The organism is Iodobacter arcticus, assembly GCF_042664895.1.
In the GTDB taxonomy this organism is placed as follows: Bacteria; Pseudomonadota; Gammaproteobacteria; order Burkholderiales; family Chitinibacteraceae; genus Iodobacter; species Iodobacter arcticus.
The window spans coordinates 181,599-206,554 of record NZ_JBHTBQ010000014.1 but is presented as its reverse complement, the minus strand read 5'-3'; the positions used below and the strand labels follow the sequence as shown (position 1 = coordinate 206,554).

19 protein-coding genes and 1 tRNA gene are annotated in these 24,956 nt (G+C 46.1%); 4 read left to right on the top strand and 16 right to left on the bottom strand.

Annotated elements, in window-relative coordinates:
* The 13 genes from epsI to rpsU all read right to left on the bottom strand — a co-directional run bounded on the left by epsI (nt 1) and on the right by rpsU (nt 13,987).
* Nucleotides 1-705, bottom strand: coding sequence for an exosortase-associated protein EpsI, B-type (epsI, locus tag ACFQNF_RS09015; RefSeq protein ID WP_380187663.1), 705 nt, complete (start codon nt 703-705; stop codon nt 1-3).
* Entirely contained in the window at nt 698-1,576 is an 879-nt protein-coding gene (xrtB, locus tag ACFQNF_RS09010; protein ID WP_380187662.1) for an exosortase B, read from the bottom strand. Before xrtB ends, epsI begins: the two co-directional genes overlap by 8 nt.
* Before the next feature lie 8 nt (nt 1,577-1,584).
* A complete protein-coding gene (epsG, locus tag ACFQNF_RS09005; RefSeq protein WP_380187661.1) occupies nt 1,585-2,469 on the bottom strand; it encodes a chain length determinant protein tyrosine kinase EpsG in 885 nt (294 codons plus the stop codon).
* The gene (gene epsF / locus ACFQNF_RS09000) at nt 2,466-3,845 is read right to left on the bottom strand and encodes a chain length determinant protein EpsF (RefSeq protein ID WP_380187660.1); all 1,380 of its coding nucleotides are present in this window, start codon (nt 3,843-3,845) and stop codon (nt 2,466-2,468) included. Before epsF ends, epsG begins: the two co-directional genes overlap by 4 nt.
* Nucleotides 3,846-3,872: 27 nt before the next feature.
* Nucleotides 3,873-4,658: a polysaccharide biosynthesis/export family protein gene (locus ACFQNF_RS08995; protein ID WP_380187659.1), complete on the bottom strand. Its 786-nt coding sequence runs from the start codon at nt 4,656-4,658 to the stop codon at nt 3,873-3,875.
* The gene (locus ACFQNF_RS08990) at nt 4,658-5,551 is read right to left on the bottom strand and encodes an EpsD family peptidyl-prolyl cis-trans isomerase (RefSeq protein WP_380187658.1); all 894 of its coding nucleotides are present in this window, start codon (nt 5,549-5,551) and stop codon (nt 4,658-4,660) included. The genes ACFQNF_RS08995 and ACFQNF_RS08990 overlap by 1 nt, the downstream gene beginning before the upstream one ends.
* 29 nt (nt 5,552-5,580) lie before the next feature.
* On the bottom strand, nt 5,581-7,032 hold the full coding sequence (locus ACFQNF_RS08985) for an undecaprenyl-phosphate glucose phosphotransferase (protein WP_380187657.1): 1,452 nt from the start codon (nt 7,030-7,032) through the stop codon (nt 5,581-5,583).
* A 118-nt stretch (nt 7,033-7,150) separates the two neighbouring features.
* Entirely contained in the window at nt 7,151-8,323 is a 1,173-nt protein-coding gene (locus tag ACFQNF_RS08980; protein WP_380187656.1) for a porin family protein, read from the bottom strand.
* Nucleotides 8,324-8,892: 569 nt separating this feature from the next.
* Nucleotides 8,893-8,969, bottom strand: a tRNA-Ile gene (locus ACFQNF_RS08975).
* Nucleotides 8,970-8,984: 15 nt separating this feature from the next.
* Nucleotides 8,985-10,937 (bottom strand): RNA polymerase sigma factor RpoD, encoded by a 1,953-nt coding sequence (gene rpoD, locus ACFQNF_RS08970; RefSeq protein WP_082752867.1) that lies wholly within the window; start codon nt 10,935-10,937, stop codon nt 8,985-8,987.
* 204 nt (nt 10,938-11,141) lie between these two features.
* Nucleotides 11,142-13,106 carry a DNA primase gene (dnaG, locus tag ACFQNF_RS08965; RefSeq protein WP_380187655.1) on the bottom strand — a complete coding sequence of 655 codons (1,965 nt, stop codon included), beginning with the start codon at nt 13,104-13,106 and terminating at the stop codon, nt 11,142-11,144.
* Between the two features lie 70 nt (nt 13,107-13,176).
* Nucleotides 13,177-13,620, bottom strand: a complete 444-nt coding sequence (locus ACFQNF_RS08960; protein WP_380187654.1) for a GatB/YqeY domain-containing protein — start codon at nt 13,618-13,620, stop codon at nt 13,177-13,179.
* Nucleotides 13,621-13,774: 154 nt separating this feature from the next.
* Nucleotides 13,775-13,987, bottom strand: a complete 213-nt coding sequence (gene rpsU, locus ACFQNF_RS08955; protein WP_046350429.1) for a 30S ribosomal protein S21 — start codon at nt 13,985-13,987, stop codon at nt 13,775-13,777.
* A 175-nt stretch (nt 13,988-14,162) separates the two neighbouring features.
* Here rpsU and tsaD point away from each other — a divergent pair, with 175 nt between their 5' ends.
* Nucleotides 14,163-15,176 (top strand): tRNA (adenosine(37)-N6)-threonylcarbamoyltransferase complex transferase subunit TsaD, encoded by a 1,014-nt coding sequence (gene tsaD, locus ACFQNF_RS08950; RefSeq protein WP_380187653.1) that lies wholly within the window; start codon nt 14,163-14,165, stop codon nt 15,174-15,176.
* A 154-nt stretch (nt 15,177-15,330) separates the two neighbouring features.
* Here the strand turns inward: tsaD and ACFQNF_RS08945 are convergent, their stop codons facing one another.
* Together ACFQNF_RS08945 and ACFQNF_RS08940 are read right to left on the bottom strand one after the other, a co-directional pair.
* Complete coding sequence (locus tag ACFQNF_RS08945) at nt 15,331-15,981, bottom strand: fumarylacetoacetate hydrolase family protein (protein ID WP_380187652.1); 651 nt, start codon at nt 15,979-15,981, stop codon at nt 15,331-15,333.
* A gap of 78 nt (nt 15,982-16,059) precedes the next feature.
* Nucleotides 16,060-16,986, bottom strand: coding sequence for a CobD/CbiB family protein (locus tag ACFQNF_RS08940; protein WP_380187651.1), 927 nt, complete (start codon nt 16,984-16,986; stop codon nt 16,060-16,062).
* A 301-nt stretch (nt 16,987-17,287) separates the two neighbouring features.
* On the opposite strand from ACFQNF_RS08940, the gene ACFQNF_RS08935 reads away from it, so the two are divergent.
* Both ACFQNF_RS08935 and ACFQNF_RS08930 read left to right on the top strand, forming a co-directional pair.
* Nucleotides 17,288-17,881, top strand: coding sequence for a superoxide dismutase (locus ACFQNF_RS08935; protein WP_380187650.1), 594 nt, complete (start codon nt 17,288-17,290; stop codon nt 17,879-17,881).
* Between the two features lie 226 nt (nt 17,882-18,107).
* On the top strand, nt 18,108-19,241 hold the full coding sequence (locus tag ACFQNF_RS08930; RefSeq protein WP_380187649.1) for a pyroglutamyl-peptidase I: 1,134 nt from the start codon (nt 18,108-18,110) through the stop codon (nt 19,239-19,241).
* 87 nt (nt 19,242-19,328) lie between these two features.
* On the opposite strand, the gene ACFQNF_RS08925 is transcribed toward ACFQNF_RS08930, so the two are convergent.
* A complete protein-coding gene (locus tag ACFQNF_RS08925; protein WP_380187648.1) occupies nt 19,329-21,812 on the bottom strand; it encodes a family 20 glycosylhydrolase in 2,484 nt (827 codons plus the stop codon).
* A gap of 339 nt (nt 21,813-22,151) precedes the next feature.
* On the opposite strand from ACFQNF_RS08925, the gene ACFQNF_RS08920 reads away from it, so the two are divergent.
* Nucleotides 22,152-24,719 (top strand): TonB-dependent receptor, encoded by a 2,568-nt coding sequence (locus tag ACFQNF_RS08920; protein ID WP_380187647.1) that lies wholly within the window; start codon nt 22,152-22,154, stop codon nt 24,717-24,719.
* Nucleotides 24,720-24,956 lie beyond the last annotated feature (237 nt).

Below are 24,956 nucleotides of genomic sequence, written 5' to 3'. Positions count from 1 at the left end.
TCATTCTCCTTGTAAGTGTCCAGCCAACCTGATTCTGGTTGGCATGTCTACGCTGTTTAATAATTCGTTTGTAAATTTTTCTTGAAGCTGATAAGCCTGATTTGAATCTGCAGAAATGCTTGAAACTCTAAATAACAAGCCATCTGGAATCGTGCCTTTCAAGCCATAATTAATTTGAGCCATTTTACGTTCAAATCCAGAACGTAAAGCTGTATCGCCTACGGTAATCCAATAGGTAATTGGCTCGATTCGATTCCCATGTATGGCTAATAAACGCCTTACAGGAATATCATTTTCTTTATATTTTAGCTGGCCATCTTTACTATTTTTTAATTCAAAGCCTTGTGCAGGATAACAATACTCAGGCCGATGAACTTGAGTACCATCCCCACCCTGATCTCTGCCATATGCAATAGAGAGCATGATTTGTTGGCCTTTACTATTTATATAAGTACGGCTAACAATCTGGCTATATAGCTCATCAAGCTTACTTTGCACATCGGCAGAAGTAGTAATCGGGGCGACGCTGCCATCAAACTTCCAATCACCAAAAGAAGCAGGAATTGATTTTTCTAAATCAATTTGTGGCCTGCTTGTTGCCATTACTTGCCGCGGTGTTAAGGCATATCCCAAAAAAGCAGATAAAAAAAGTATTGAAGCAATAATCAGTGAGTAATAATCATTAGCAAAAAAACGCTTAAGCATGTTTTTTTACCCCCGCATCTGTAATGCCAAATTTCTTCATGACAAAACCAACAAGAGTATCAAATGACATCAATAAAAACAGCGCAACGCCAAATAAGACAAAACCAGCAAAGCCATGTAAAAACCCTTGGCCAGCCTCATCTCCAAAGTAATAAGTAATTAAAATAAGGGTAATCACCCGAATTGTATTTGCAGCAAAGGAAATAGGTACAACCATCAGGGCAATAAACAGGTTTCGGGAAAAAGATTTATAACCCATCAAATTTAAATAAAGCAGCCCGATGGCTTCTAAAGTAAATAGCGTATGCAAACCTGCACATGCATCCGCCACGAGCATCTGGTATTGATCAATCTGAATAATGACGCCAGAGCGCGAAACCGGATAACCTGCATGATAAAGCAGCCACTCCGCGACATATGAAACCGCCATTTTCATAGGAAGCGTTAACGCAGCAACCAGCCCCCCAGGAAGCGGCAACATAAAGAGCATAAAAAACAGAGGAAACCACATTGCTTTGATAGCAGCCCATCCCCCATATAAAAGCAGCAAGGATGCAAGCACCACGATAAATGAGAATGCTAAAATTAAATCAATAGACTGTGATTTACCTAATATAAATAAAATGCACCCTAATAGAAGTAGCCCCCACCCGATAGCAGGCTTTTTTTCAGCCTGCAAAAAGGTAGCGATTGCTTTATCTTTATTTCTGTAAATTAGCCAGAAACTGATACCTAAAACAATAGGGCCGTGGGCCTGGCTTTCTTTATCCCATACATGGTTAATTAACCACCAAAATGCCGGAATAAACATGAGTAGCAAGCCTAGGCAAACTGGCCATGTTCTATTAAACAACTCGCGTGGATTATTCATATAAACCATCATTTATATTGCTCATCTGGTGTAGCAAGCACACAGCCTAATATTTCTGCACCGCTCGACTCGAGTTGCTCCTTTGTCGTGGCTAAACCTTTTACTGGCGTTTTATTACGGTTAACAACCAGTAATACTCCCTTAGTTCTTGCGGCAATTAATTGCGCATCCACCGCATTCATTAATGGGCTGGTATGGTAAATCACCACATCATATTGATTAGCTAATTCTGTAACTAACTGGCTGAATGAATCTCTTGAAAGTAATTCTTGCGGATTGGGTGCTTGAGTTCCCGCTGTTAGCACTGATAGATCACGCAAATCGCCAATTTTTTGAATTGCTTCAAGGCCAGCTCGATTAGCCAGCACATCGCTTAAACCAATACGATTGGTTTGCCCAAACAAAGCATGCTGGTGCGGCGAGCGTAAATTGGCATCCACCAACAGGGTATGCTCGCCTAATTGAGAAAATACCACTGCTAAATTAGCCGCCAGTAATTCTGTTGTGATTCCAGCATCATATGAAGCAAGAGCAATTGATTTATTACCGTTTTCTACCCAGCTCAACAATAGTTGGCTACGCAAGCTGCGCAAAGCCTCGACTCTTGGATCAAAGGGTTGATAGGCCGCGATAATGCGCTCATCAATCCCGCTTTGCCCCGAGCTAAGATAAGGGTATGCAAATTGATGAGCCAAGACATCCTGAATATCTGCCTCAGTAATAAAGCCCAGCTGGATAGCCGCTTGGCCAAAGCGTAAATTGCTTTCTTTTTGCAGTAATAAAACTTTCTCAGCTTGGTTAACCGTAAGCTTTCCTGCATCTAATAACTGCTTACCAATATTACCGGCTGCTGCCGTGGTGTTTATGATCTCATTATTAATCATGCTATTCATGCTTTTACCCCTAGCAAGCGACCAAACCTTTTCTTCTTATTGCGGGCCGGTAAAGGCAAATCGGCTAATACAGGAATACCAAGAATAGCTTCAATATCTTCTTTACTGCGAATACGCCGATCAAACAACTCAACCAGCATTACAAGCCCAATTGCTAATAAAACCCCTACTACCATAGCTAAAATTAAATTTAACAAGGTTTTAGGTTTTGAATGCTTTAATGGTGGCGTAGCCGATTTTAATATCGTGATATTACTTTGATCCGAACGGCTTTCCAGCATGGTTTGGCTAAAGCGCTGTAATGCCTGATCATAACTACGCTGTGCGTTATCTAGATTACGCTGCAATACATCAATGCTGGCCCGCCCTGATTTAAGCTCTAATACACGCTCTTTTTGCGCCTTCATGGCTTCATTTAAAGCGGCTTGTCTTGACTGGGAATTACCAGCAATGCCACTTAAGCCGCCTGAGTACTGCTTCATTAAATCGTTAAGCTGATTTTGTGTTGCCGTTACTTCAGCCAGTGCCTGACGGTAATGTGGGTGATTAGGGCCATTTTTTTCAGCAAGCTCTTTTAACTTTGCTTGTTGTGCAGAGAGCTGCCCTTTTAATTGCAAAATAAGCGGGTTATTTAATACATCAGGTGCTGTTTGGCCCCCGCGCGCGCGCGCTTGTGCATCGAAAGTCTGTGATTGCGCCCCAACCAGCTGGCTGGATATTTCATTTAAGCGCTGCATTTCAATATCAAGGCGCTCATCCGTCGCTACAATGCCTTTTTCCTGTTGATACTCGGATAATTTTCGCTGTGTCTTTTCTAAATTAGCTTGCAATGTTTTGAGCTGTTCTTGAAAAAAAGTATTATTTTGCTGAGCAGCTGCTACTTTAATATCTACGGTGGTACGTATATATGCCTGAGTGAATGCATTAGCTAATGCAGCCGCAAATTGTGGGTCTGCTGCGGTATATGAAAGATTGATCACATTACTTTCACGGCTAGGCTTTACATCCAAGCCTTTCAATAAGGATTCTGCAAACCAAGTGCGGATATCTCCTTTTCCTTGCGTTGCCTCAGCAAACTGGGCTTGTGCTTCTGGTAAAGAGGCTAAGCCAAGCGCATCCACTACTTTTAAAGCCCCATTTTGACTGGCAATCATTTCAACTTGAGTAGCCATATAGCTAGGTGCCAAAAAACCAGCTACCTGCTGCCCTGTAACAGGATCAGTTGCTTTAACATCCACTGCCAAAGCAGCATCCGAAGTGTATTGCTTTGGCTGCAATAAGCTAAGAATCAGAGCAGCGAGAATCACCGTGATAAACACAGCAATGCCAATTCGTTTTCTGGCTCGTAAAATATTTAAAAACTGTTCGAGTGTCATTATTAATTAAGCTCTATTACGAAAAGATTAGAAAAGGCTTTCTTTCACAAAAAGCGTGTCGTTTTCTACTAATAGATCACTTAAATTAGCCTCTACTTTAATTACTGCACCTGACTGATCAACCCGATGGATCTCTAAATTACGATGAGACGCGCGTGGATTAAACCCACCCGATACCGCCAATGCTTGCATCACCGTCATTTTTGGCTCCATACGATATACGCCTGGACGATTTACCTCGCCATAGACATAAAACTGCTGAGCACGTGGCACATACACCACATCACCATTAGCAATCGGCATGCTGCGCTTCGTTTGATCACCCAGCTTCATGGCTTGGCTCAAGCGATATTCAATCCGCTCTGCACCACGCAATACCACCACAGTATCGCCCGCATTAGGATTTAAACCGCCTGCAATCGCCAGTAAATCAACCATATCAGTCGCCCCGTCAAGTGCGTAGCGCCCTGCCTTGTTTACCTCTCCAATCACGGCAATACGCTGACTGCGATATTGAGAAATCAAAACACTCACATTAGGCTGATTTACAAACCCGCCTTTTTTTAAGCCATTGGCAATCAAAGCTTGAGCTTCCGTATAAGGCAGGCCCAATAACTTCACTTCACCCAATAAGGGAAAAGCAACAGACCCTTGCTCATTCAGTTGTAATTCCGTGCTTAAATCAGGGTGGTCATAAACACTGATTTTAACGATATCACCTGGCCCTAGCCTATATTCACTATTTGCAGCGGCCATAGCAATGCAGCTAAAAAAAAGCATTGAAACAAAAGCCACTATATGGGTCGCTTTCATTATTTAAGTCCTTTTAATCCTGCTTTTATTCCATCATCTGCTGCAACACTGCTGGCTGCACTTGCTGGTTTTGACTCAGCAAATTTTTGTGTGTACTCAATTTTTGCGGCATCGCGTAAAGCTTTAATTTTCGCTTTTGCATCTGTCTGCACTTTATCATTCTGCAAATAACGCTGAATTAAAGGAGAGGCATTCTCTTTTGCAACCGGAACAGATACGCTTTCTTTTAAGAGCAGCAATACCACCTTATCTGCTTCTGGCATGGTAATGATATCGCCCACTTTCATTGCTGCAAATTTAGGCAATAAGGAAAGCGGTAATTGCTCTGCGGTGCGCTTTACTTCGTTCTCATCAAATTTAATTTCGGCGGTGTTCAGAATCGTTTTTACTTGCTGCGCACTAGCCGCCTTATCTAATTGCTTAATCAATACATCGTCATAAGATTTTTTTTCAAGACTGAATACAGCAAAATCGTAATTCTTTCGCTCAGCAAACAAGGCCGGATTATCGTTATAAAAACGCTCAATATCCGCAGGCTTAAGCTCTTCAGGCTTACCCAATACACGCTCAGCAGCAGCTTGTGCCAGAATTTGGCGCTTGGCCGCCTCTATAGATTGCAAAACACTCGGCTCTCTGTCTAATTTAAGCTCAGCCGCCTTTTGCACCAATAATTCTTGATCAACTAATTGATCCAACATTTGCTGCTTAATCGCTGGTGTGGCAGATTGCACTTGCCCTAACAAAGCATTTAACTGGTGAACGGTAATTTCTGCTTTATTTACTTTTGCTAAAACTTGGCTTGGGGATTTTTTTTCTTCTTTATCTCCACATCCAGCCAAGAACGCTACTGCAGCAATCGTTAGAACCAGCGGTTTTATTGTTGTCTTAAGCATTACGAATCCTTTTACTTTTAAATTAAGTTTTAGTAAGCGTTTCTATCGCGGAAGATGACTGCAACTGTTAACACAATAATTTTCAGATCCAACCATACCGACCAATTTCGTAAGTAATCCAAATCATACTTAATGCGGTTCTGCATTTTATCTAGGGTGTCTGTCTCTCCCCTAAAGCCATTAACCTGTGCCCAGCCGGTAATACCAGGCTTTACTTTATGGCGAATCATGTAGCCTTTAATCAGTTTTCTATACTGCTCATTATGTGCATTAGCATGCGGGCGCGGGCCAACAATACTCATTTTCCCTTGAAGCACATTAATGAACTGAGGCAGCTCATCTAAGGATGTTTTGCGAAGAAAACTGCCAATCGAAGTTAAGCGCTGATCATTTTTAGTCGCCTGCACTACTTTTTCGCCATCTTCCATTACGGTCATTGAACGGAACTTATACACCAGTACGCTATCGCCATTTTCACCATAACGGCGCTGTTTAAAGAAAACAGGGCCAGCAGAGGTAAACTTCACCGCGAGTGCAATCGCCACCAGAACAGGCCAGATCATTGACAGAATAAGTAATGATAAAGAAATATCACTAATTCTTTTAATGACGCCATTTAGCCCCATAAACGGGCTTTCACAAATAGCAACGATTGGCATGCCCGCCACATTATCAAACCGTGCGTTAATCAAATCAAAAACGAACAAATCTGGAATAAAGTAGATTGATGCGGTGCTGTCTTTTAGCTCATCTATCAGCTCAAGCACCCTAGGCTGCGAGCTCATCGGCAAAGAAATATATATTTTTTTAATTCCGTGCTCTTTTATATATTTTGGCAGCGAATCTAAACTACCTTTTAAATGCTCTGATGCACTTTTTGGTAAGCGGCTAATTGATCTATCATCAAAATACCCCATGAAATCCATTTTTAAAAATGGCTCTTCATGGATATTTTTAACCAGAAGCTGGCTAGGCTGATTAATCCCTACTACCACTACTTTACTGCGCTCTGCATTTTCACCTGAGTCTACGCGTAATACATACACCCTTATTGCCACATGCACTGAAATCAAAACAATAGGGGCGACAATAAACCATGTAATAATAAACGGAGGGTAGTAATAATCTATAAAACCTGAAATACGGCCAATTAACACCAGCGCAATCACAACACCCAGCCACTCAGTAATAAACCGGCCAACCCCTAGCCAAGATCGGGAGTAGCCAGGCATAAATAAAAACATGCCATCAAGTAAAATCGCCGTTAGCAAGAATGCAAGCGTTGCTAATATAAACTCATAACCATCCATCGCAACATGGAACGGAATTGCCAATAAATACAGAGTGACTACCACCAAAATCGGATCAATAAAAAGCTTAAAGAAGCTAATAAATGGCGCAGCATTAGAAAACTCGCGAAATCTATCTGCAAGCAAACTAGGTGTTGCCACAATACTTGTTTCTAAAGAGTTTCTGTCCATATATTGATCGATGTTTTTTGATGAGTCATTCAAAATATTAAGCGCCTTAGGAAATAAAAAGTTTCAATCTTTTATTTCTTTGCAAGATAAAATAATGCATCCACTATTAAATAATTACTTAATAGTCAAATCTTGCATTAAACCCAAACTGATAATCTTTATAGTTACCATTGCGCACATCACTTTTGCGTTGCTCTGCCTGAACATAGCTAGAGATCGTCAATGGCTTAAGTGCTCTGTAGCTCAAAGCCAATCGTAAACTATCAGTGCTTTCATCGTTTTCCGAGCTGCTACCCGCAATTTCAAGGCTTCGATCTCTGCGATTAAAATCAATCGTCCAGTCTGTTCTCTCTGTCATCAGCCATTTAGCATTTAAATTCATACGCTGATCTAAGTTTCGCCCCGCACCACTCGTAAATTCGGCAAAACTCTGGCCATAACTCATTCTAAAAATACTTTTACTTGTTGCACGCCATACAAGAGCTAAATCTCCCTGCGGTGTATTTTGGCTCTGCCCATTCAGTGAGGACTCCCATTGGCTTAAACCTACGGTTGCATTTATATCTATTTTACTGCTAGGCGCATAGCCTATATCAATCGAGCTTGTTTGCTCCTTAAAGCCTGCTCTAAAGGGCAAATCCTGATCATAGGTATATTTTCGCCAACTATGCCTCGCAGCAATAAAATTTCCTTTTTCTGATTGGTATTGCATACCAATACTCGCAACATCGCTTTTTGCGTTAATATATTCTTTTAAATCATGCTTTTCTGTAGTCGTTCCCGCTGAGGCAATAATAGCGATAGAGCTTTTCAATTGCAGTGTCCCTTGCCAATTCAAGCTATTTTGGCGCTGCATATCTAATACACTATTACCATTTCTACTCAAAAAGTCATCTTCGAACGATGACATTCTTGTTGATGTATTGGCTGTTAATTTCCCACTCAGGGTACTGCCAATGAGCCAATTCCATGTCAGCCCTGTGTTCCAATCATTATGATTCAAATCACTAAAATTCTGATAGCTAATCTGGTTAATATCCGCATTAATAGTAAGCAGCTGCCGTGAAATAGTTAAATCTAAACGCCCGCCTAACCGTGCCTCTAACTTTGAATCTGATCTTTTACCCATTTTATTAGTTTGCGTATTATTAATGTTCTCATCTAATTTAAATAAGTTGCTATCGTATTGATACCCCAAGCCAGCGTTCAATTTGAGTATGTCTTCCGGATCATAGGCAGCTTGCGCATAGTCAATAAAACAAACCCCTAACAGGAAAATACGAAACCACATCACTAAAATCCTTACTTATTTAGCTCTTATTAATTTAGGAAGGTACAGGAGAAGTATTTCAAATCGCCTACTGATAGTCGCGTTACATTTTTTCTACATGTCATAGCAAACAGTTTACCTGTATTTTCAGCTTACTGCATATCCAGCTTTACATTGCAAAGTACCAACGATTTTATCGTAAGAATAATAAAAAACCCTAACTAATTTCTTACATAAATCGGTATATCAGTATAATAATTGATTACTTATATATAAATTTCATGCTTACTAAATGCTTTTCTAACTTTAACAAACTATATTACATAAAAAGCTTACAAATACTTACTTCTATTTGGTTATATTACTACGTAACACTCCTTTAGTACATGACGCTTTCCTTTAAAAGTTATATTACCAATCTTAAAAATTCCTTTATAAGGAAGTAATAATATAGAAAACATATAAACTATGGCTGCACTCCAGCTAACAAGCCAATGCAGCCATCAAGATAATTAACCCGACAAATATTTTTTAGAATTACAAGCGAAAAAAAACCCAGCACGTGGCTGGGTATTTTTCTATCGCGATACTGGTGGGCCCGGTCGGACTTGAACCGACGACCAAAGGATTATGAGTCCTCTGCTCTAACCAACTGAGCTACAGGCCCATAAGAGGCGCTATATTAACCTTCGCTGGCCTGACTTTCAACAAAACTTTTCAGTCTTTCTGAACGAGTCGGGTGGCGAAGCTTACGTAAAGCCTTGGCTTCGATCTGACGAATACGCTCACGCGTAACATCAAACTGCTTACCCACTTCTTCCAGCGTGTGATCGGTGTTCATATCGATACCAAAGCGCATACGCAGCACTTTAGCTTCACGTGGAGTCAGAGTATCCAGCACTTCCTTCGTCGCTTCACGCAGGCCTGCGTAGATAGCGGCTTCGGCTGGAGCCAGATTGTTTGAGTCTTCGATAAAATCGCCCAAATGGGAATCGTCGTCGTCACCGATCGGCGTTTCCATCGAGATCGGCTCTTTGGCGATCTTGAGGATTTTGCGGATCTTGTCTTCCGGCATTTCCATTTTTTCAGCAAGCTCGTCAGGAGTCGGCTCAATACCGGTTTCCTGCAAGATTTGCCGCTGAATGCGGTTCATCTTGTTGATTGTTTCGATCATGTGTACCGGAATACGAATAGTACGGGCCTGATCGGCAATCGAACGGGTAATCGCTTGGCGAATCCACCATGTTGCGTAGGTCGAGAACTTGTAACCACGGCGATATTCAAACTTATCTACCGCTTTCATCAGGCCGATATTACCTTCCTGAATCAGGTCGAGGAACTGCAAACCACGGTTGGTGTATTTCTTAGCAATCGAAATAACCAGACGCAAGTTGGCTTCAATCATTTCGCGCTTGGCGCGGCGGGCCTTAGCTTCACCCGTCGACATCTGACGGTTGATTTCCTTAAGGTCCTTAATCTGAATCATTGCGTTAACTTGCAGCTGAGCCAGAGTTTGTTGCTTTTCCATAATGGCGTGCTGATAGCGCGCAAGAATGGCGGAGTATTTGTGACCGTAGTTGATCTCATCCACTACCCATGTCGTATCTGTTTCACGACCCGGGAAGGTTTTGATGAAGTGATCACGCGGCATTTTTACCCGGACAGTACAGATATCCATGATTTCACGCTCGCAGCTGCGGATTTCATCCACCATGCCACGTAGTTGATCGCAAAGCGATTCAACTTGGCGAGCTGAGAAGCGGGTAATCAGGAAAATCCCAGCAATGGCTTGCTGATGCTCCAGATAGTTTTTGCCGTGCGCGCCTTCTTTGGCCAGCGCTTTGATCATTTTGTCAAAGTGCTCACGCACGATGTCGAAATGCTCACGCACCTGAGTTTTTAATAACTCAAGATTGGCCTTAGCTGCTGCGCTACCGTCGTCTTCTTCGCCTTCTTCTTCATCAACCGCATCGTCAGCATCCTCGGCTTCCGCTTCAATCACTTCGATTGGCGGTGGGGTGTTTTCATCTGCGTTAGGGTCGATAAAGCCGTCGATCACATCATCAATGCGAATCTCATCAGCCAAGCCTTTTTCTACCAAGCCTAAAATATAGGCAACAGTAGTTGGGCAGGCAGAGATCGCTTGGATCATGTGCTTAAGGCCGTCCTCAATCCGTTTGGCGATTTCAATTTCGCCTTCACGGGTTAAGAGCTCTACCGTACCCATCTCGCGCATATACATGCGCACCGGGTCAGTAGTGCGACCAAACTCTGCATCGACGGAAGATAAGGCTGCTTCGGCTTCTTCAGCAGCATCTTCATCCGGCACAGACGGCGCAGCATCGGACATAAGCAGATCTTCTGCGTCCGGTGCTTCGTCGTACACCTGGATGCCCATATTGCTGATCATGCTGATGATGCCTTCGATTTGCTCGGCATCCAGCATGTCATCTGGCAGGTGGTCGTTGATCTCGGCGTAGGTTAGATAGCCGCGCTCTTTACCGAGCACGATCAGCGTTTTAAACTTCGCTTTACGTTGTTCGGGATCGGCCTTCTGCTCAGCAGATGGCCGATTGACCTCACGGAAATCAGTCCGCGCTTGGTCTTCGTTGTCGATTTCTTGATCTGCCGCCATGACTCTCGAGTTCAGGTATGTTCGGGAAAACCGTAGATTGTATCACAAATTTGTGACCATTCTTCGGCATAAGTAAATCCACCGCATCGTTCATTAGTCAACAATGCCGATACTGCTGTGACAATAAGCCACCATAGTCCTCGTTTACGCTGTAAACGCAGGCTGTTTTAGACAGCAATCGCTACAATTTGTTGCCAACAATGATTATCGGCGAGATACGAGTGCTGCAAATTCCAGTTTTTCTGCCTCCGTTAGTCCACCATTCGCTTGCTTATAGGTCAGAGCATAAAAGCGCTCTTGCATCATAGGGCGAATCACACTGACTTCCACCGCTTTTAGCGTAGCAGCCAGTTGCTCATCCAGCTCAGCCTCTGAGGCCTTATCAAAATACTCTCCGCCAGAGATAAGCAAACGATGCAATACATCGTAGTCAAACATGCCCTGCCATGATTCAACGATTTGCAAACTAGATAAATCTGAGTGGTTGCAAATCTTTTGAAGCAATTCTTGCGCCAGACCCATTGCATCGGTCTCTGGCCACGATAACCATACTGGTTCACTACGGCGCACCAAACTAGGGTGCGCTAAAACCAGTTGAATCAATTTATGTACTGGCCCAGTTGGGGGTGCCCTAGGCGCTGGCCTTGGCATCATATGAGCGGGAATCCGCTCGTCGCCACGCCCCTTCCATTTACCTTTTGGCTGCCAATTGGGCTTCCACGCTGATCGATTACCTTGCCTAGCATATTGCGTATTTGGCTGACTTTGTTGCCGACCGGGCTGCCCATCATTCGACCACCCCTGCCCATCTTGCCAAGGCTCTGGGGCAGATTCCCCCTGATCCCTTTCACTTGGCACATATTCGGGCACAGATCTTACAGGGCTACCATCCAAAACGGTGCTTAATTCGCTCATTTCTAAGCGAGACAGCTCTGCTAAGCGCTTTCTGATCATCATGCCAAAGGCTGGAGCCTTGACCAAGCTCAGCATTGGGGCCGCTAAAGAAATCAATTTAGCCCTGCCCTCTTCACTCTCTAACTCAACTTGCCCAGATAATTCTTTCAATAAAAACTGTGCCAACGGCACAGAATCTTGCAACAAAGCATTTTCAAAGCGAACTTGACCAAATTCTTGTACGTAAGAATCTGGGTCATGCTCAGCAGGCAAAAACAAGAATGCGAGTTTCTTGCCATCAACCAGCTGCTCTAAACTGTTTTCTAACGCTCGCCACGCGGCTTTTTTACCGGCTTTATCACCATCAAAGCAAAAATAAACTTCGTCAGCTAGCTTTAGTAATTTACGGATGTGCTCAGGCGTGCAAGCTGTACCCAAGGAGGCGACGGCGTATTCCACACCATGCTGATTCAGCATCACCACATCCATATAGCCCTCTACCACCAGCACACGGCCACGATCACGAATCGCGGCTCTGGCTTGTGGCAGGCCATATAGCTCTTTACCCTTCTCAAATACGGGCGTTTCTGGTGAATTCAAGTACTTGGGCGCACCATTGCCCATAATCCGGCCACCAAAACCAATCACCTGGCTGCGCTGATTTAAAATAGGGAACAACACCCGTGAGCGAAAACGATCGTAGCGCCGCAAGGTATTTTCTTCTTCGGCCACCAGCCCAGCATCTTTAATCACGGGGTTTTTATCGTAATCCGCAAACACGGCTTTGAGCGATTGCCCTGCGCTGGGTGCAAAGCCCAAGCCAAAGCGTGCTGCCGTTTTGCCCTCTACGCCTCGGCTCTTTAAGTATTCAATCGCCGCCGGTGCTGTTTTAAGTTGGGCACGGTAATAATTCATGGCGGTTTTTAATACGTCATAAATACCCGGTGCAGCCTTGGCTTTTTCGCTTATTGGCGCATCACTTACCGGCACCTGCATACCCACCGATTCGGCCAGCATCCGTACCGCATCAGGAAAACTCATCCCCTGATGCTCCATCACAAAGCCCACCGCCGAACCATGCGCGCCGCAGCCAAAGCAATGATAAAACTGCTTAGTCTGGCTCACTGTAAACGAGGGAGATTTTTCTTTATGAAACGGGCAGCAGGCGCTGTAATTCTGACCCGCTTTTTTAAGCGGCAGATAGCGCTCAACGACGTCAACAATATCGACGCGGTTAAGGAGATCTTGAATAAAATCGTCAGGTATTTTTGCCATCTTGTGCTGTTTTCCGCCTTAAAAGATGGACTCGACTTCAATGCGGCGGAATTACCCGCCCTTACACAACTTAAGCAGCCATCCCAGCTTTAACCAGCTTAGAAACTTCGCTCATATCGGCACGACCAGACAAAGCAGCTTTCAGCTCGGCCATGATTTTACCCATTGCGGCAGGTGTTTTACCGTGGCTAGTAATTGCAGCAGTAACCGCAGCAGCCACTTCTTCTGGGGAGCATTGTTGCGGCATATAAGCCACCAATACCGCCACCTCTAGCTTTTCTTTATCTGCCAAATCTTGGCGATTAGCCGCTTCAAACTGTTGAATACTGTCTTTACGCTGCTTCAACATTTTTTCAATTACAGCAGTAATTGCCACATCATCAAGCTCAATGCGCTCATCCACTTCACGCTGCTTAACCGCCGACCACAAAAGCCGAATCGTACCCAAGCGGTCCGCTTCTTTCGCTTTCATTGCAGCTTTCATATCGTTCTGGATTTGCAGTCTGAGAGTCATGATCGTTTCCTGTGATTGGATTAAATCGCCACATTAGCTACGCCCACCGTCGGCTTATCGCCTTTGAGCCTTCGCATTTGCAACAATCTAATTAAGTAGAAATGCTAAAAGGCCGCTCTAGGCGACCTTCCGGCATGCGCTGCTACAAAAACTCTTAGTAGAGTTTTGGTGGCAGTGTTTGGCTACGCAGACGCTTGTGCTGACGCTTTACAGCAGCAGCTTGTTTGCGTTTACGTTCAGCCGTTGGCTTTTCGTAGAATTCGCGTGAGCGAAGGTCTGTTAGCAGGCCAGTTTTTTCAACAGCACGCTTGAAGCGACGCATCGCAACTTCAAACGGTTCATTTTCTTTTACGCGTACGTTAGGCATCGAGCAATCCTGTTTTACGATGATCTGAAAGACCGAATCGTTTACATCAATCAAGGCGTAGCATTATCCATAAACTATTGCTACCTGTCAAAGGACAATCGAGCATCAGTGCTTTATAGATCTGCAACAGCCCGCTAATATAGCGCATTACCTTCCTTTTTTATAGAGTATTGGCATGCTGGTATTAGGCATTGAATCTTCTTGTGACGAAACCGGTATTGCGTTATACGACACCGAAGCGGGCTTGCTTGCGCATCAAATCCACTCGCAAATCGCCATGCACACTGAATACGGCGGCGTAGTGCCTGAGTTGGCTTCGCGTGATCACATCCGCCGGGCACTGCCGCTCACTTCGGCCTGTTTGGTAGAATCAGGCAAAACACTGGCCGATATTGATGCCATTGCGTACACCGCAGGCCCTGGCCTTGCCGGTGCGCTACTGGTGGGCGCCTCTGTTGCCAATGCCCTCGCTTTTTCCCTGGGCAAGCCTGTGATCGCTGTGCACCACCTAGAAGGGCACTTACTTTCTCCGCTCTTAGCCGACCCAGCCCCCCAATTCCCCTTTATTGCCTTGCTCGTTTCTGGTGGCCACACTCAGTTGATGGCCGTGCGCGGCATTGGTCAATACGAAATTTTGGGCGAGACAGTCGATGATGCTGCGGGTGAAGCATTTGATAAATCAGCCAAATTATTAGGATTAGGCTATCCCGGTGGCCCAGCGCTGTCTAAATTAGCTGAGCTTGGCGATGCCAAACGCTTTAGCTTGCCTCGCCCGATGTTGCATTCTGGCAACTTGGACTTTAGTTTTAGCGGACTAAAAACGGCCGTACTCACTTTAGTAAGCAAGCAAGAAGAGCTGGATCAGCAAACACAAGCTGATATTTGCGCTGCATTTCAAGAGGCGGTTGTGGAAGTGCTCAGCAAAAAGTGCTTGGCAGCACTGAAACAAACAGGGATGAATCGCTTGGTGATTGCTGGTGGCGTAGGTGCCAATAAGCAGCTACGGGCAGGCCTTGATGCGGCAGCTAAAAAACGCCGCTTTGAAGTATTTTACCCGCCGCTCGAATTATGTACCGACAATGGCGCGATGATTGCCTTTGCGGGCGCACAACGTTTGAAGTTTGCAACGCCAGCAGGCAGCTATGCGGTGCAACCTCGCTGGGATTTATCTAGCTTACCTGCGGTTTGAATCACAAATTTTAATCGCTACTCAAGCCAAGAAAAAACAAAATACTGAACCACGAGGAGCACGGAAATAACCAAGCCCTTCTCCTTAAGGTTTTCTTCCGAGAAACGCGGAGACCTCCGTGGTTCAGTTTCCTACCGTGCCTCTACACAAGCCATCAAGCCACTACAAACGTTTCATTAATCAGATCCCCTAGCATCAGTTTTAGCTGATCACCAGAATGAATTGCACCAACACCTTCAGGCGTACCCGTATAAATTAAATCTCCTACTTGTAACGTAAAGCGGCTGGAAATCCACGCGATCAGTGTGGCTACATCAAAAACCATCAATCGAGTATCGGCATGCTGCTTACTTGTGCCGTTAATTTCTAAAATGAACTCAAGTTCAGGCGGATTGCTAATCGCACGAGCAGGCACAAAATGTGTGAGCACGGCAGCCCCATCAAAGCCCTTAGCCAAAGTCCACGGCATACCTGTTCGCTTAGCTTCTGTTTGCACATCGCGGGCCGTTAAATCGAGCCCCAGCGCGTAGCCAGCCACATGCCCTAGCGCGTTTTCCTTGCTGATATTCTTACCGTCACGGCCAATCGCTACCACAAGCTCGGCTTCGTGATGCACATCCTTAGACCATGCAGGTAATTGCAAAGCCTGGCCAGACTGCAAAATAGCGGAATTCGGCTTAATAAATATCACCGGCTCGCTACCGATGCTGGAGCCCATTTCGGCAGCATGGGCCACGTAATTTCGGGCTACACAAAAAATATTATTAACGCTAATGTCTGTTTGATCGATTCGGATACTGGGCACGGGCAGATTCCTCAGATAAAAAAAAGCGGACGAATGCCCGCTTTTAAATCAGCTTGATGTAAAAATCAAGAAAAATAACTAAACATGCCCCAGCCACGAGCCAAGGCTAAACAGTAATACCAGTGCAATCCACAAAATAGCCGTGCGCCAGATCAGGCCCACTGCGCTCGCCAGATAATCTGGTGTAGCCGCCTCACCCACACCCAGCTCAGGGCGAAACTTTACCGTGTGATCTTGATGCAGGGTATCGCCCAAACGTACGCCAATCGCACCCGCACCACTCGATAATAGAATGCCATCAATATAATCTGACCAGCTTTGAGCTTGCGTGCGCCAGCAGTAAACAGCGTCTTCAAAATTGCCCATAATTGCAAAACTGGCGGCAGTAAGGCGCACCGGCAGATAATCGAGCACTTCCAGCGCCAATAACGAGAAGCGGCCAAACGCGCCCGAGCTACGGCCCCATTTTTGCGCCAGCAAGCTTGCCGAACGGTAAAGCAACGCGCCCGCAGGGCCAGCAAACCACGCCAGCACCACAAACCAGAATAAAGTACCAAATACATAGCGATAAGAATCTGCCAGACCTTGCTCGATAGCCATTCTGGAGACTTCATCAGCGCTCATTTCAGAAGTGTGCTGACCATTCCAATCGGCAAGCAAAGCACGCGCCGTATCCAGATCATCCGCTTGTAATGCTTTAGAAATCCCTGAAAACGCGTGGCTAAACTGGCGAAAGCCCATCGTCAGATACAAAATTGCCACATCCCAAAGCAGGGCAAAGCCCACATTTACGCGACACAGCAGCATATAAATCACAAACGACACAATCAATAATGGCAATACCAGTATCAGCCAAGCGCCCATACCATTTCGATACTCGCCTGCATTCAAGCCACGCTCTAATTGATTGGCAAGCCGCACAAAGGCCAGCGTAAACAGATTGCGATTTGATAAGGGCCGGAACTGCTCCAGCGCCAGTGCAATAATAAGAGCAAGAATAGTCATTTTTAAATTCCCGAAGCCGGTGTGACCGACAACTTTTGCAGACGGCGAAAGATACCACAGGCAAGCACTAGCCCCAAAACCCAGTATTGCTAACTATACGGTACACGATGCACGGTTATTGCAAACTTATCGTAAGCATAAATGGCTTAGCAATCATTTGGCACAAATTAACGACTTAATTTGCCAGAAAACTGGCAAAATACCGGTACTCACTCCGCCCAACGCTTGAAATAAGACCGCTTAGTCCCCATGTTTATTCAAGCTATTTCGCGCCCAAAAATATACCCGATCGGAGATCACGATGGAACACAAGCTACCTGAATTGCCTTACGCACAAGACGCACTTGCGCCATTTATGTCAGCAGAAACGTTGTCGTATCACTACGGCAAGCATCATCAAACTTACATTACCAACTTAAACAATTTAATCAAGGGCACAGACAACGAGTCTTTGTCACTTGAAGAAATCGTTAAAAAAGCACCGGCTGGCGGCCTGTTTAATAATGCAGCACAAGTTTGGAACCACACTTTCTTCTGGCTAGGCTTTAAGCCAAATAGCGACGCTGCTGATCGTGCACCTGCTGGCGCACTGGCTGCTGCCATTGACGCTAAGTGGGGCTCGTTTGCTAAGTTTCAGGAAGCTTTCAATGCTTCTGCTGCTGGCAACTTTGGCTCTGGCTGGACTTGGTTAGTTAAGAAAGCAGATGGCTCGCTCGATATCGTAAACACTTCTGCTGCAGCAACACCGCTCACTACCGCTGACACTGCGCTGTTGACCTGTGATGTGTGGGAGCATGCCTACTACATCGACTACCGTAATAGCCGCCCTAACTATCTGACAGGTTTCTGGAAGCTGGTTGACTGGGATGTAGTTGCTGCACGCTTAGCGGCTTAATTGCCACAACCCAAATACAAGTTGCAGTAGCTTGCGCTTAACTACGTTATCAGCCGGTTTATGGCGGGCAACATAGCGTAAGCCAACATGCTGATACTTAAAAACGTCTGGCGCTTACATACAACAGTATGTGAGCTCAGGCGTTTTTTTATGTCTGCCCGCATTGCGATCAGCTTATGCTTACACACTCAAGATAAGCCCCCCCCAAAAAACCGGAAAAAATCGAATGATATTAAAAGCGGCCTGCCTCTGCCTTAGTCTAATTTTTAGCGCCTCAAGCCTTGCCGCCAGTGTGGAAGAAAAACGATTAGATGCAGCCAAAGCCGCCATGCCGCATTTACTTGCCCCTTTTGAAACGCAAATCAGTAAGCTGGGCATCAGCTTAGCCACGGCAAAAAATAGTGGGGAAGTCGATGCCTTATTGATCAGTGCCGGAAAAACGCTATGGAACGATGCTCGCCAACAAGCGCAGCAAACCACGGATGACAGGCCCCTTTACTGGGCTCGCCTCGCCATGACTCAGCTCATCCGTGATGGCAAGATTGGTTTTGAAGCCGATGCAGCCCAACGTAATAGCTGGCTGGCACTCTTTGAGCAAAGCAGCCGTGGCATTCAAGATATTCGCTACACCCAAGGGGTACGGCGCATCTTGCTCACGGGTTTTGATCCTTTTCTACTGGATAGAAACATCAATCAAAGCAATCCATCAGGTCTGGCAGCACTGCTACTGGATGGCAAGTTTATTGAAGTAAATGGCCATCGGGCGCAAATCGAAACAGCGATTGCACCAGTGCGCTTTGCCGATTTTGATGCGGGCTTTGTGGAAGACCTGCTCACGCCCTACCTAAAAAATCCTGTCGATTTAATCGTGACCGTCAGCATGGGGCGTAAAGATTTCGATTTAGAGCGCTATCCAGGCAAGCGCCGCTCGGCTGATTTTCCGGATAATTTGAATGTTAAAACTGGCGGCACACTAGCAAAACCCGTACTGCCACAACTCAAGGGCAGTACCTTAGCTGGGGCAGAATTTGTAGAGTTCAGCCTACCAGTCAAAAATATGCTCACCGTACAAACGCCATTTATCGTGCATGATAACTGCACCATCAGCAGCCTGCGGCAAAAAGAGTTTTGCCCGAAGGATCTGGCTGCATTGGTGAATGAAGTATCGGTTGAAGGCTCTGGAGGCGGCTATTTATCCAACGAAATCTCCTACCGCAGCCTGCGCCTGCGCGATCAGCTTGGGGTAAAAATCCCTGTCGGTCACATCCATACGCCAGCAATTAAGCAATACGATGCGGATAAAGAAGCAGCGATTGTTCAGCAGATTGAAGAGATGCTGAAAGCGGCGTTGGCAAAATAGACGCATAAATCGTAGGGTGTGAAACGACGAAGTCGTTACGCACCTCGGCAAGACGGTGCGCAGCTTTTGCACACCCTACGAAACTCTTTAAGCCACGACCGTCCTGCTCTTACGCCCTGTACGACTAAAGCTGGCGGCTTTTACCGTTTCCTCGGCGACAAACGGCTCGGTATAAAGTGCCGATTCAGCCGTTGGCTCACTGCCATCCAAGGTATAACGCAAAGCCAAGCCCGGCGCGGATACATTGAGCGCAACCTTGCCGCCCTCTCGCTGCACACCCGGCAGTGGAATACGGTAGCCGTAGCCTCCTAAGAAACCATCCAAACGCGGCATATCGCGCTGGCCAAGGCGGTTAGCAAATTGATTCCAATCTGTATCCATTTTTGCAGCCCGCGCCGCTATATCGCTGATCTTGGTCCAGCCCGGATCAGCCGCCCAAGCACGCTCTGCCAAGGCAATCACCCGTGGCATCGCCAGATATTCAACCCGCTCTTGGCTGCGTGTATTTTCGCCCCAAAGCTGACCCTGCATCCCCAAGATATTTTTAGTGCCCTCAAGAGTTAGGCGCTGCATTTTGGCAAGACTATCTGCATTAAGCGGATTGCCAAACAGATCAACCGTGGCGGTAGTGTAAATATCCAGCGGGCAGAATTCATAAGCGCCGCGCGTTTCAATAAAGCCGCCCCAGTAATAACCTGGCTCTTGCGGATCTTTGGCGTAGGACAAATCGAAATACAGATTGGTGACATTCGACAGCACCACTTGATAGCCTGCATTGGCTAACTGATAAGCAAAATCTTCCTGCCCCCAGCCCCAGACATTATTCCAAACATAGGGCTGGAATTTGGCATCGACAAATTCCGGATTAGGGCCATGCTTGCCGTCTTGTTTAGATAAAGCAATCTCTTCCCAACCACCAAATACCAGATTGTGCTTTTGCAGCAGCGTGCGATAGCGGGCCAAAAAGTAATTTTGCAGCGCTTGAATAGAAGCCATGCCCTGCGCTTGCATAAATGCCTGGCAAACTGGCGAGCCTTCCCAGGCACCATGCGGCACTTCATCGCCACCGGTATGCATGGTAGTGAGCGGTGCGCCTGCCTCGGCAAACATCGCTTTCATATCCACCAGCACCGTTTCAATAAATCGGTAGCAAGATTCCTGACCGATGCACATTACATTGTCGTGCCACAACTGCACCGATTCATATTTGGATTGATCGTTGAAATCGCTAAGCAGATATTCTTCTGCCCCCGCCAAATCGCCAGCCGCTTTTAAGCGCTCATAGCGCAATTCCATTGCCTTGATTGCGGCGCGGGCATGGCCTGGCACGTCGATTTCTGGGATCACTTCGATATGGCGGGCGGTAGCAAATTGCAGGATTTCAATAAAATCGGCACGGCTATAAAAGCCAGTCCCCGCCGAGCCTTGCACCACAGCCCCCGAGCCAAAACTTGGTAGCAGGCTACTTTCTTCATTAGGACTAAAGCCACGCAAGGAGCCGATTTCGGTTAGCTCGGGCAAAGATGGAATCTCTAAGCGCCAGCCTTCATCGTCGGTTAAATGAAAGTGAAATTTATTAAGCTTATATAAAGCCATGCAGTCTAAAAGACGCAGCACGGTTTGCTTGCTAGAGAAATTACGCCCCACATCCAGCTGCATGCCGCGATAAGCAAAGCGGGGTACATCGATCACATAACCGCAAGGCACAGCCAAGCTAGCCTGCGGATTAAGATAGCTATCTACTGGTAAAAGCTGACGCAGTGATTGAATCCCATTCATCACGCCTGCCGCACTTGCGCCGGTAATCACAATTCCTGCCGCACTAATTTCTAAGCTGTAAGCCTCTAGCGGCGCGCCACTCTGGGGTACATCCACCTTAGCCACTTGCAAAGTAATCCCAGCACCACGGCTGGCTCTTTGTAATTCCACACCCGATACATCGCGCAAAGTAGCACGCAAGAAAGCTGCTTCTTTAGCAAGCGCCTCGCCATACACAATCAAAGTTGCTGCCGTAATCAGGTACTGACCTGCATCCCAACGCGCCTCGAGCGGTGTTGGCGTAATCTTGCCAACGGTATCGCTAGGCAATAGCGTGAGTGCCTGGTTCTCTGCAAAACGTAATGCAGTTGTCATCAAAGGCACGGCATCTACTAAATTACGATTACATTGCTCCGGGCGGCTAAAAGGCACGATCTGTGGATCGCCAATCGCATCAGCCACCGCATTGCCGTAAACAATATAAAAGCCCAGTGGCGCGTCAGTTTCGTTAATCACCCAGAGGATCCCCTGATAGCGAACCACCATCGAAGCACCCGCAGGCAAGCCCGCAAAATCTGCGGCGGGAATAAAGCGTGAAACGTCGCCGTTTACATGCTCCATCACCACGCCGCCTTGCACCGTCTCTGACTTAATTTTGCGGCAGGTATTGAAGTAAATCGCCCAATCTTGCCCGCTTAAAGCCACATCAGACAGATTAGTAATCGTCAGCTCGGCTAAAAAGTGATCGCCCTCGTAATGATTAGTCAGGCATTCCCACTTCAACTGTAATTGTGCACCAGCTGGCTGCGTCATCTTGTCTCCCTGTCTCGTTTTTATGTGAAAACACCACGCTCAAAAGCGCAGCTCGAGTGTAGGAGCAATCAATCAATGAAACTAGCCAAAGGCTTTGCTTGTATTGCGGAGTTTAAGAACGGCCAATCGCTTCAGCCCCTCACAAATGCAAAAGCGGATGCAACTTCAGCCCCAAGTGAAAGGTACTTCATTGCCGCATCTGTCATAAACGCGCAACAAATAATATGACTTACTATTTTAAACGGGAATATTTACAAGGTAATTGTTACGATCAGACTACACGCTTGCTTACAGCGGCACTTATCTAATAAAACAAGCCAGATCCAAGGAAGCCGAGAGATGAAATTCCCAGTCAAAGCCTTAGCATTAGCTATCGCCAGTATCAGCTGTGTTTCTACAGCTTTTGCTGAAGATGCCCCAACACCTAATAAAGTTCAACGCGTTGAAGTAACGGGCTCAAGCATTAAACGTGTTCAGAAAGAAGGTGCCGCTTTAGTAGAGACAGTAAACCGTAAAGCACTGGAGAAAATAGCGGCGACCACGGTACAGGAAGTTGTTAAAAACGTGGCCAGCCTCGATTTTGATGACTCTTATGAGCAAAAATCGAACTATCCATCTGTTTCAGGTAGTGCATTCATCAGCATGCGTGGCTTGAGTAGTGGCGATACCTTGATCCTGCTGGACGGCCGTCGTTTGCCTAAACACGCGATGGGTGGTGGTGAGTCTTTCGATATCAACGCCCTGCCTATGTCAGGGATTGAGCGTGTGGACATACTCAAGGATGGGGGTTCTGCCATTTATGGTGCCGATGCAGTTGCTGGCGTAGTAAACTTTATTACCAAGAAAAATTATCAGGGCGGCGAGATTCGCAGCTCATTTGGCCAATCCAGCCGTGGCGATGGCACCGAAAAAACAGCAGGTGTAACGGGCGGTTATGGTGACCTTGATGAGCAAGGCTTTAATGTATTTGGATCATTTGATGTTTTAAAACGCGATCCGATTTATACCAAAGACAGAGAAATTTCAAACACAGCAGACTTTAGCCGTTTTGGCGGCACTGATTCGCGCAGCAGCTATTCTCCCTATGGCAACGTTCGAATTAAAGGCAAATGGCAACAAGTTGCGCCTGGCTGCCCAACTGATTTAATCAGAAGCAATGGTCAGTGTGCTTATGACCCTTACCAAGATGTATTGTCACTGAGTACGGGTGCTGACCGTAAAAATCTAATGTTACTAGGCCGCGTAAAACTCAACGAAACAACCCAAGCTTATGCACAATACCTATACACAGAGAGCAAAGATCGTTTTGAAGCACACCCTGCACCAGGGGGCATGCCGTATTACAAAAACGGCCAGATGATCGATAAGAATGGCGCTGTGACGACAGACAAAGCGCAGCAAGTTTTCTTTAACGGTCGCTTTATGCAGCCGGGGCGGCGTGTTTCAGAAAAAGAAAACACACTCAGCAATGTAGTACTCGGGGTTGATGGCCAAATTATTGATTTTGACTGGAGCATAGCAGGTGGTTACGGGGTAAGCCGTAACAACAACAGTGATAGCGGCGTGCATAAGGGTAAATTCTTTGACGCACTGGCTAAGCAGCAAATTGATCCAACTTCAATGAACAATAATCAAGCGATAGTTGATAGCCTGAAGATCCAGTCTCAACGCGAGGCTAAGCTGGAACAAGCGTATTTTGATGCCAAAATTAGCGGTGAAACGGGGCTAAAACTGGCCGGAGGGGCCGTGGTATTTGCGGTCGGCACCAGTTTCACGCACGAGAAACTGTCTGATATTCCTGATCAATTACAGCAAAACGACCAAGTTTATGGCTCGATCAAACAGGTTGTTACCGAAGGCTCACGCAGTGGTAAAGCCCTGTTCGGGGAAGTCATTGCCCCTGTTCTCAAATCACTTGAGCTACAAGCGGCGTTACGTTACGACAGCTACCAAGGGGGTAATGCCAAATTTTCACCACGTTTGGCTGCACGTTTCCAGCCTATTTCAAATCTGATGGTTCGTGCTTCGTACTCAGAAAGTTTCCGCATGCCAACTCTGCAGGATTTGTATCAAGGCCCATCACAAGGCGCGCATACTTTTGCTGATACGGAGTGCGATTACATTCCAAATCTGAACGCTGCAGATTTGGCCGATTGCAAGAAAAACGGCATTAATGGTCAGCGTACTACAAGTAGTAATCCTGAGTTGAAGCCCGAGAAAGGTCAGTCGCTCAACCTAGGTGTTGTGGGTGAGGTGGGCCCATTTAGCGGCTCGCTAGACTGGTGGATGATCAAGAAAGATGATGTTATTTCTGATCAAACTTACCTGGAAGCACTGCAAGCGGGTCAAATTGCCCCCAGCGCCGAGTATGGCTGGATGATGACGCAGAAGAAGAAAAACCGTAACAAACAAGAGAATGCCGGTATTGATACCGATATGAAGCTGCGTTTTCCTACTTCACTCGCCACATTCACCTTTAGTAATAACAACACCTATTACCTGCAGTTGAAAAAATCAAACGATACGGGTTCAATGGAAGAATGGGTCGATACCTATGGCTCGCCACAATGGCGCAACACCTTCCGCTTCGATGTAGAGCAAGGTGGTTGGACTGGAGGAGTAGGTGTGCGTACTACGGCCAGCTTCCAAGATGTGAATGCCAGCCCAGACGATAAGGATAACTACAATCCAGAAGCTCGCCGTGTTGCTAGTCATTCCGAGGTTGATCTGACACTGGCTTACACCGGCATAAAAAACCTGAGAATTGATGCTGCAGTAAAAAACGTATTTGATCGTATGCCTGAGTTCTCGGGCGTGGCCGCTGGAACGTATTCTGCTCCAGGCTTTGCTCCGTTGTATACGGCACGTGGTAGCTTCTACCAACTCGGAGTCAAATACTCGTTCTAAAAACAAAGCATCCTTCAGGGCCGGTCTGGCCCTGTAGAGGGGCTTATTGCTTAGCTTTATTAAAACAAAAAGTTAATCACGCATTAATTGATTACTTGGGGCTGGTGAAGCGAATTAATCAGTACCTAAGTTTCAAAGACAAAAAGGGCAAAGCCTGAATGACTTTGCTCTTTTTGCAATTTTATATTACTTAACGGTACAAATTCAGACAAGTACCTTCACCAGTACAATTGATAC

Excerpts from the sequence above, each read along its gene's own strand:
- epsG (WP_380187661.1), bottom strand. The coding sequence starts at position 2,469 with ATGAATAGCATGATTAATAATGAGATCATAAACACCACGGCAGCAGCC.
- ACFQNF_RS08930 (WP_380187649.1), top strand. The coding sequence starts at position 18,108 with ATGATATTAAAAGCGGCCTGCCTCTGCCTTAGTCTAATTTTTAGCGCC.
- ACFQNF_RS08960 (WP_380187654.1), bottom strand. The coding sequence starts at position 13,620 with ATGACTCTCAGACTGCAAATCCAGAACGATATGAAAGCTGCAATGAAA.
- ACFQNF_RS08925 (WP_380187648.1), bottom strand. The coding sequence starts at position 21,812 with ATGACGCAGCCAGCTGGTGCACAATTACAGTTGAAGTGGGAATGCCTG.
- ACFQNF_RS08980 (WP_380187656.1), bottom strand. The coding sequence starts at position 8,323 with ATGTGGTTTCGTATTTTCCTGTTAGGGGTTTGTTTTATTGACTATGCG.
- ACFQNF_RS08995 (WP_380187659.1), bottom strand. The coding sequence starts at position 4,658 with ATGAAAGCGACCCATATAGTGGCTTTTGTTTCAATGCTTTTTTTTAGC.
- ACFQNF_RS08935 (WP_380187650.1), top strand. The coding sequence starts at position 17,288 with ATGGAACACAAGCTACCTGAATTGCCTTACGCACAAGACGCACTTGCG.
- xrtB (WP_380187662.1), bottom strand. The coding sequence starts at position 1,576 with ATGAATAATCCACGCGAGTTGTTTAATAGAACATGGCCAGTTTGCCTA.
- ACFQNF_RS08920 (WP_380187647.1), top strand. The coding sequence starts at position 22,152 with ATGAAATTCCCAGTCAAAGCCTTAGCATTAGCTATCGCCAGTATCAGC.
- dnaG (WP_380187655.1), bottom strand. The coding sequence starts at position 13,106 with ATGGCAAAAATACCTGACGATTTTATTCAAGATCTCCTTAACCGCGTC.
- epsI (WP_380187663.1), bottom strand. The coding sequence starts at position 705 with ATGCTTAAGCGTTTTTTTGCTAATGATTATTACTCACTGATTATTGCT.
- ACFQNF_RS08985 (WP_380187657.1), bottom strand. The coding sequence starts at position 7,032 with ATGGACAGAAACTCTTTAGAAACAAGTATTGTGGCAACACCTAGTTTG.
- ACFQNF_RS08940 (WP_380187651.1), bottom strand. The coding sequence starts at position 16,986 with ATGACTATTCTTGCTCTTATTATTGCACTGGCGCTGGAGCAGTTCCGG.
- ACFQNF_RS08990 (WP_380187658.1), bottom strand. The coding sequence starts at position 5,551 with ATGCTTAAGACAACAATAAAACCGCTGGTTCTAACGATTGCTGCAGTA.
- rpsU (WP_046350429.1), bottom strand. The coding sequence starts at position 13,987 with ATGCCTAACGTACGCGTAAAAGAAAATGAACCGTTTGAAGTTGCGATG.
- tsaD (WP_380187653.1), top strand. The coding sequence starts at position 14,163 with ATGCTGGTATTAGGCATTGAATCTTCTTGTGACGAAACCGGTATTGCG.
- rpoD (WP_082752867.1), bottom strand. The coding sequence starts at position 10,937 with ATGGCGGCAGATCAAGAAATCGACAACGAAGACCAAGCGCGGACTGAT.
- epsF (WP_380187660.1), bottom strand. The coding sequence starts at position 3,845 with ATGACACTCGAACAGTTTTTAAATATTTTACGAGCCAGAAAACGAATT.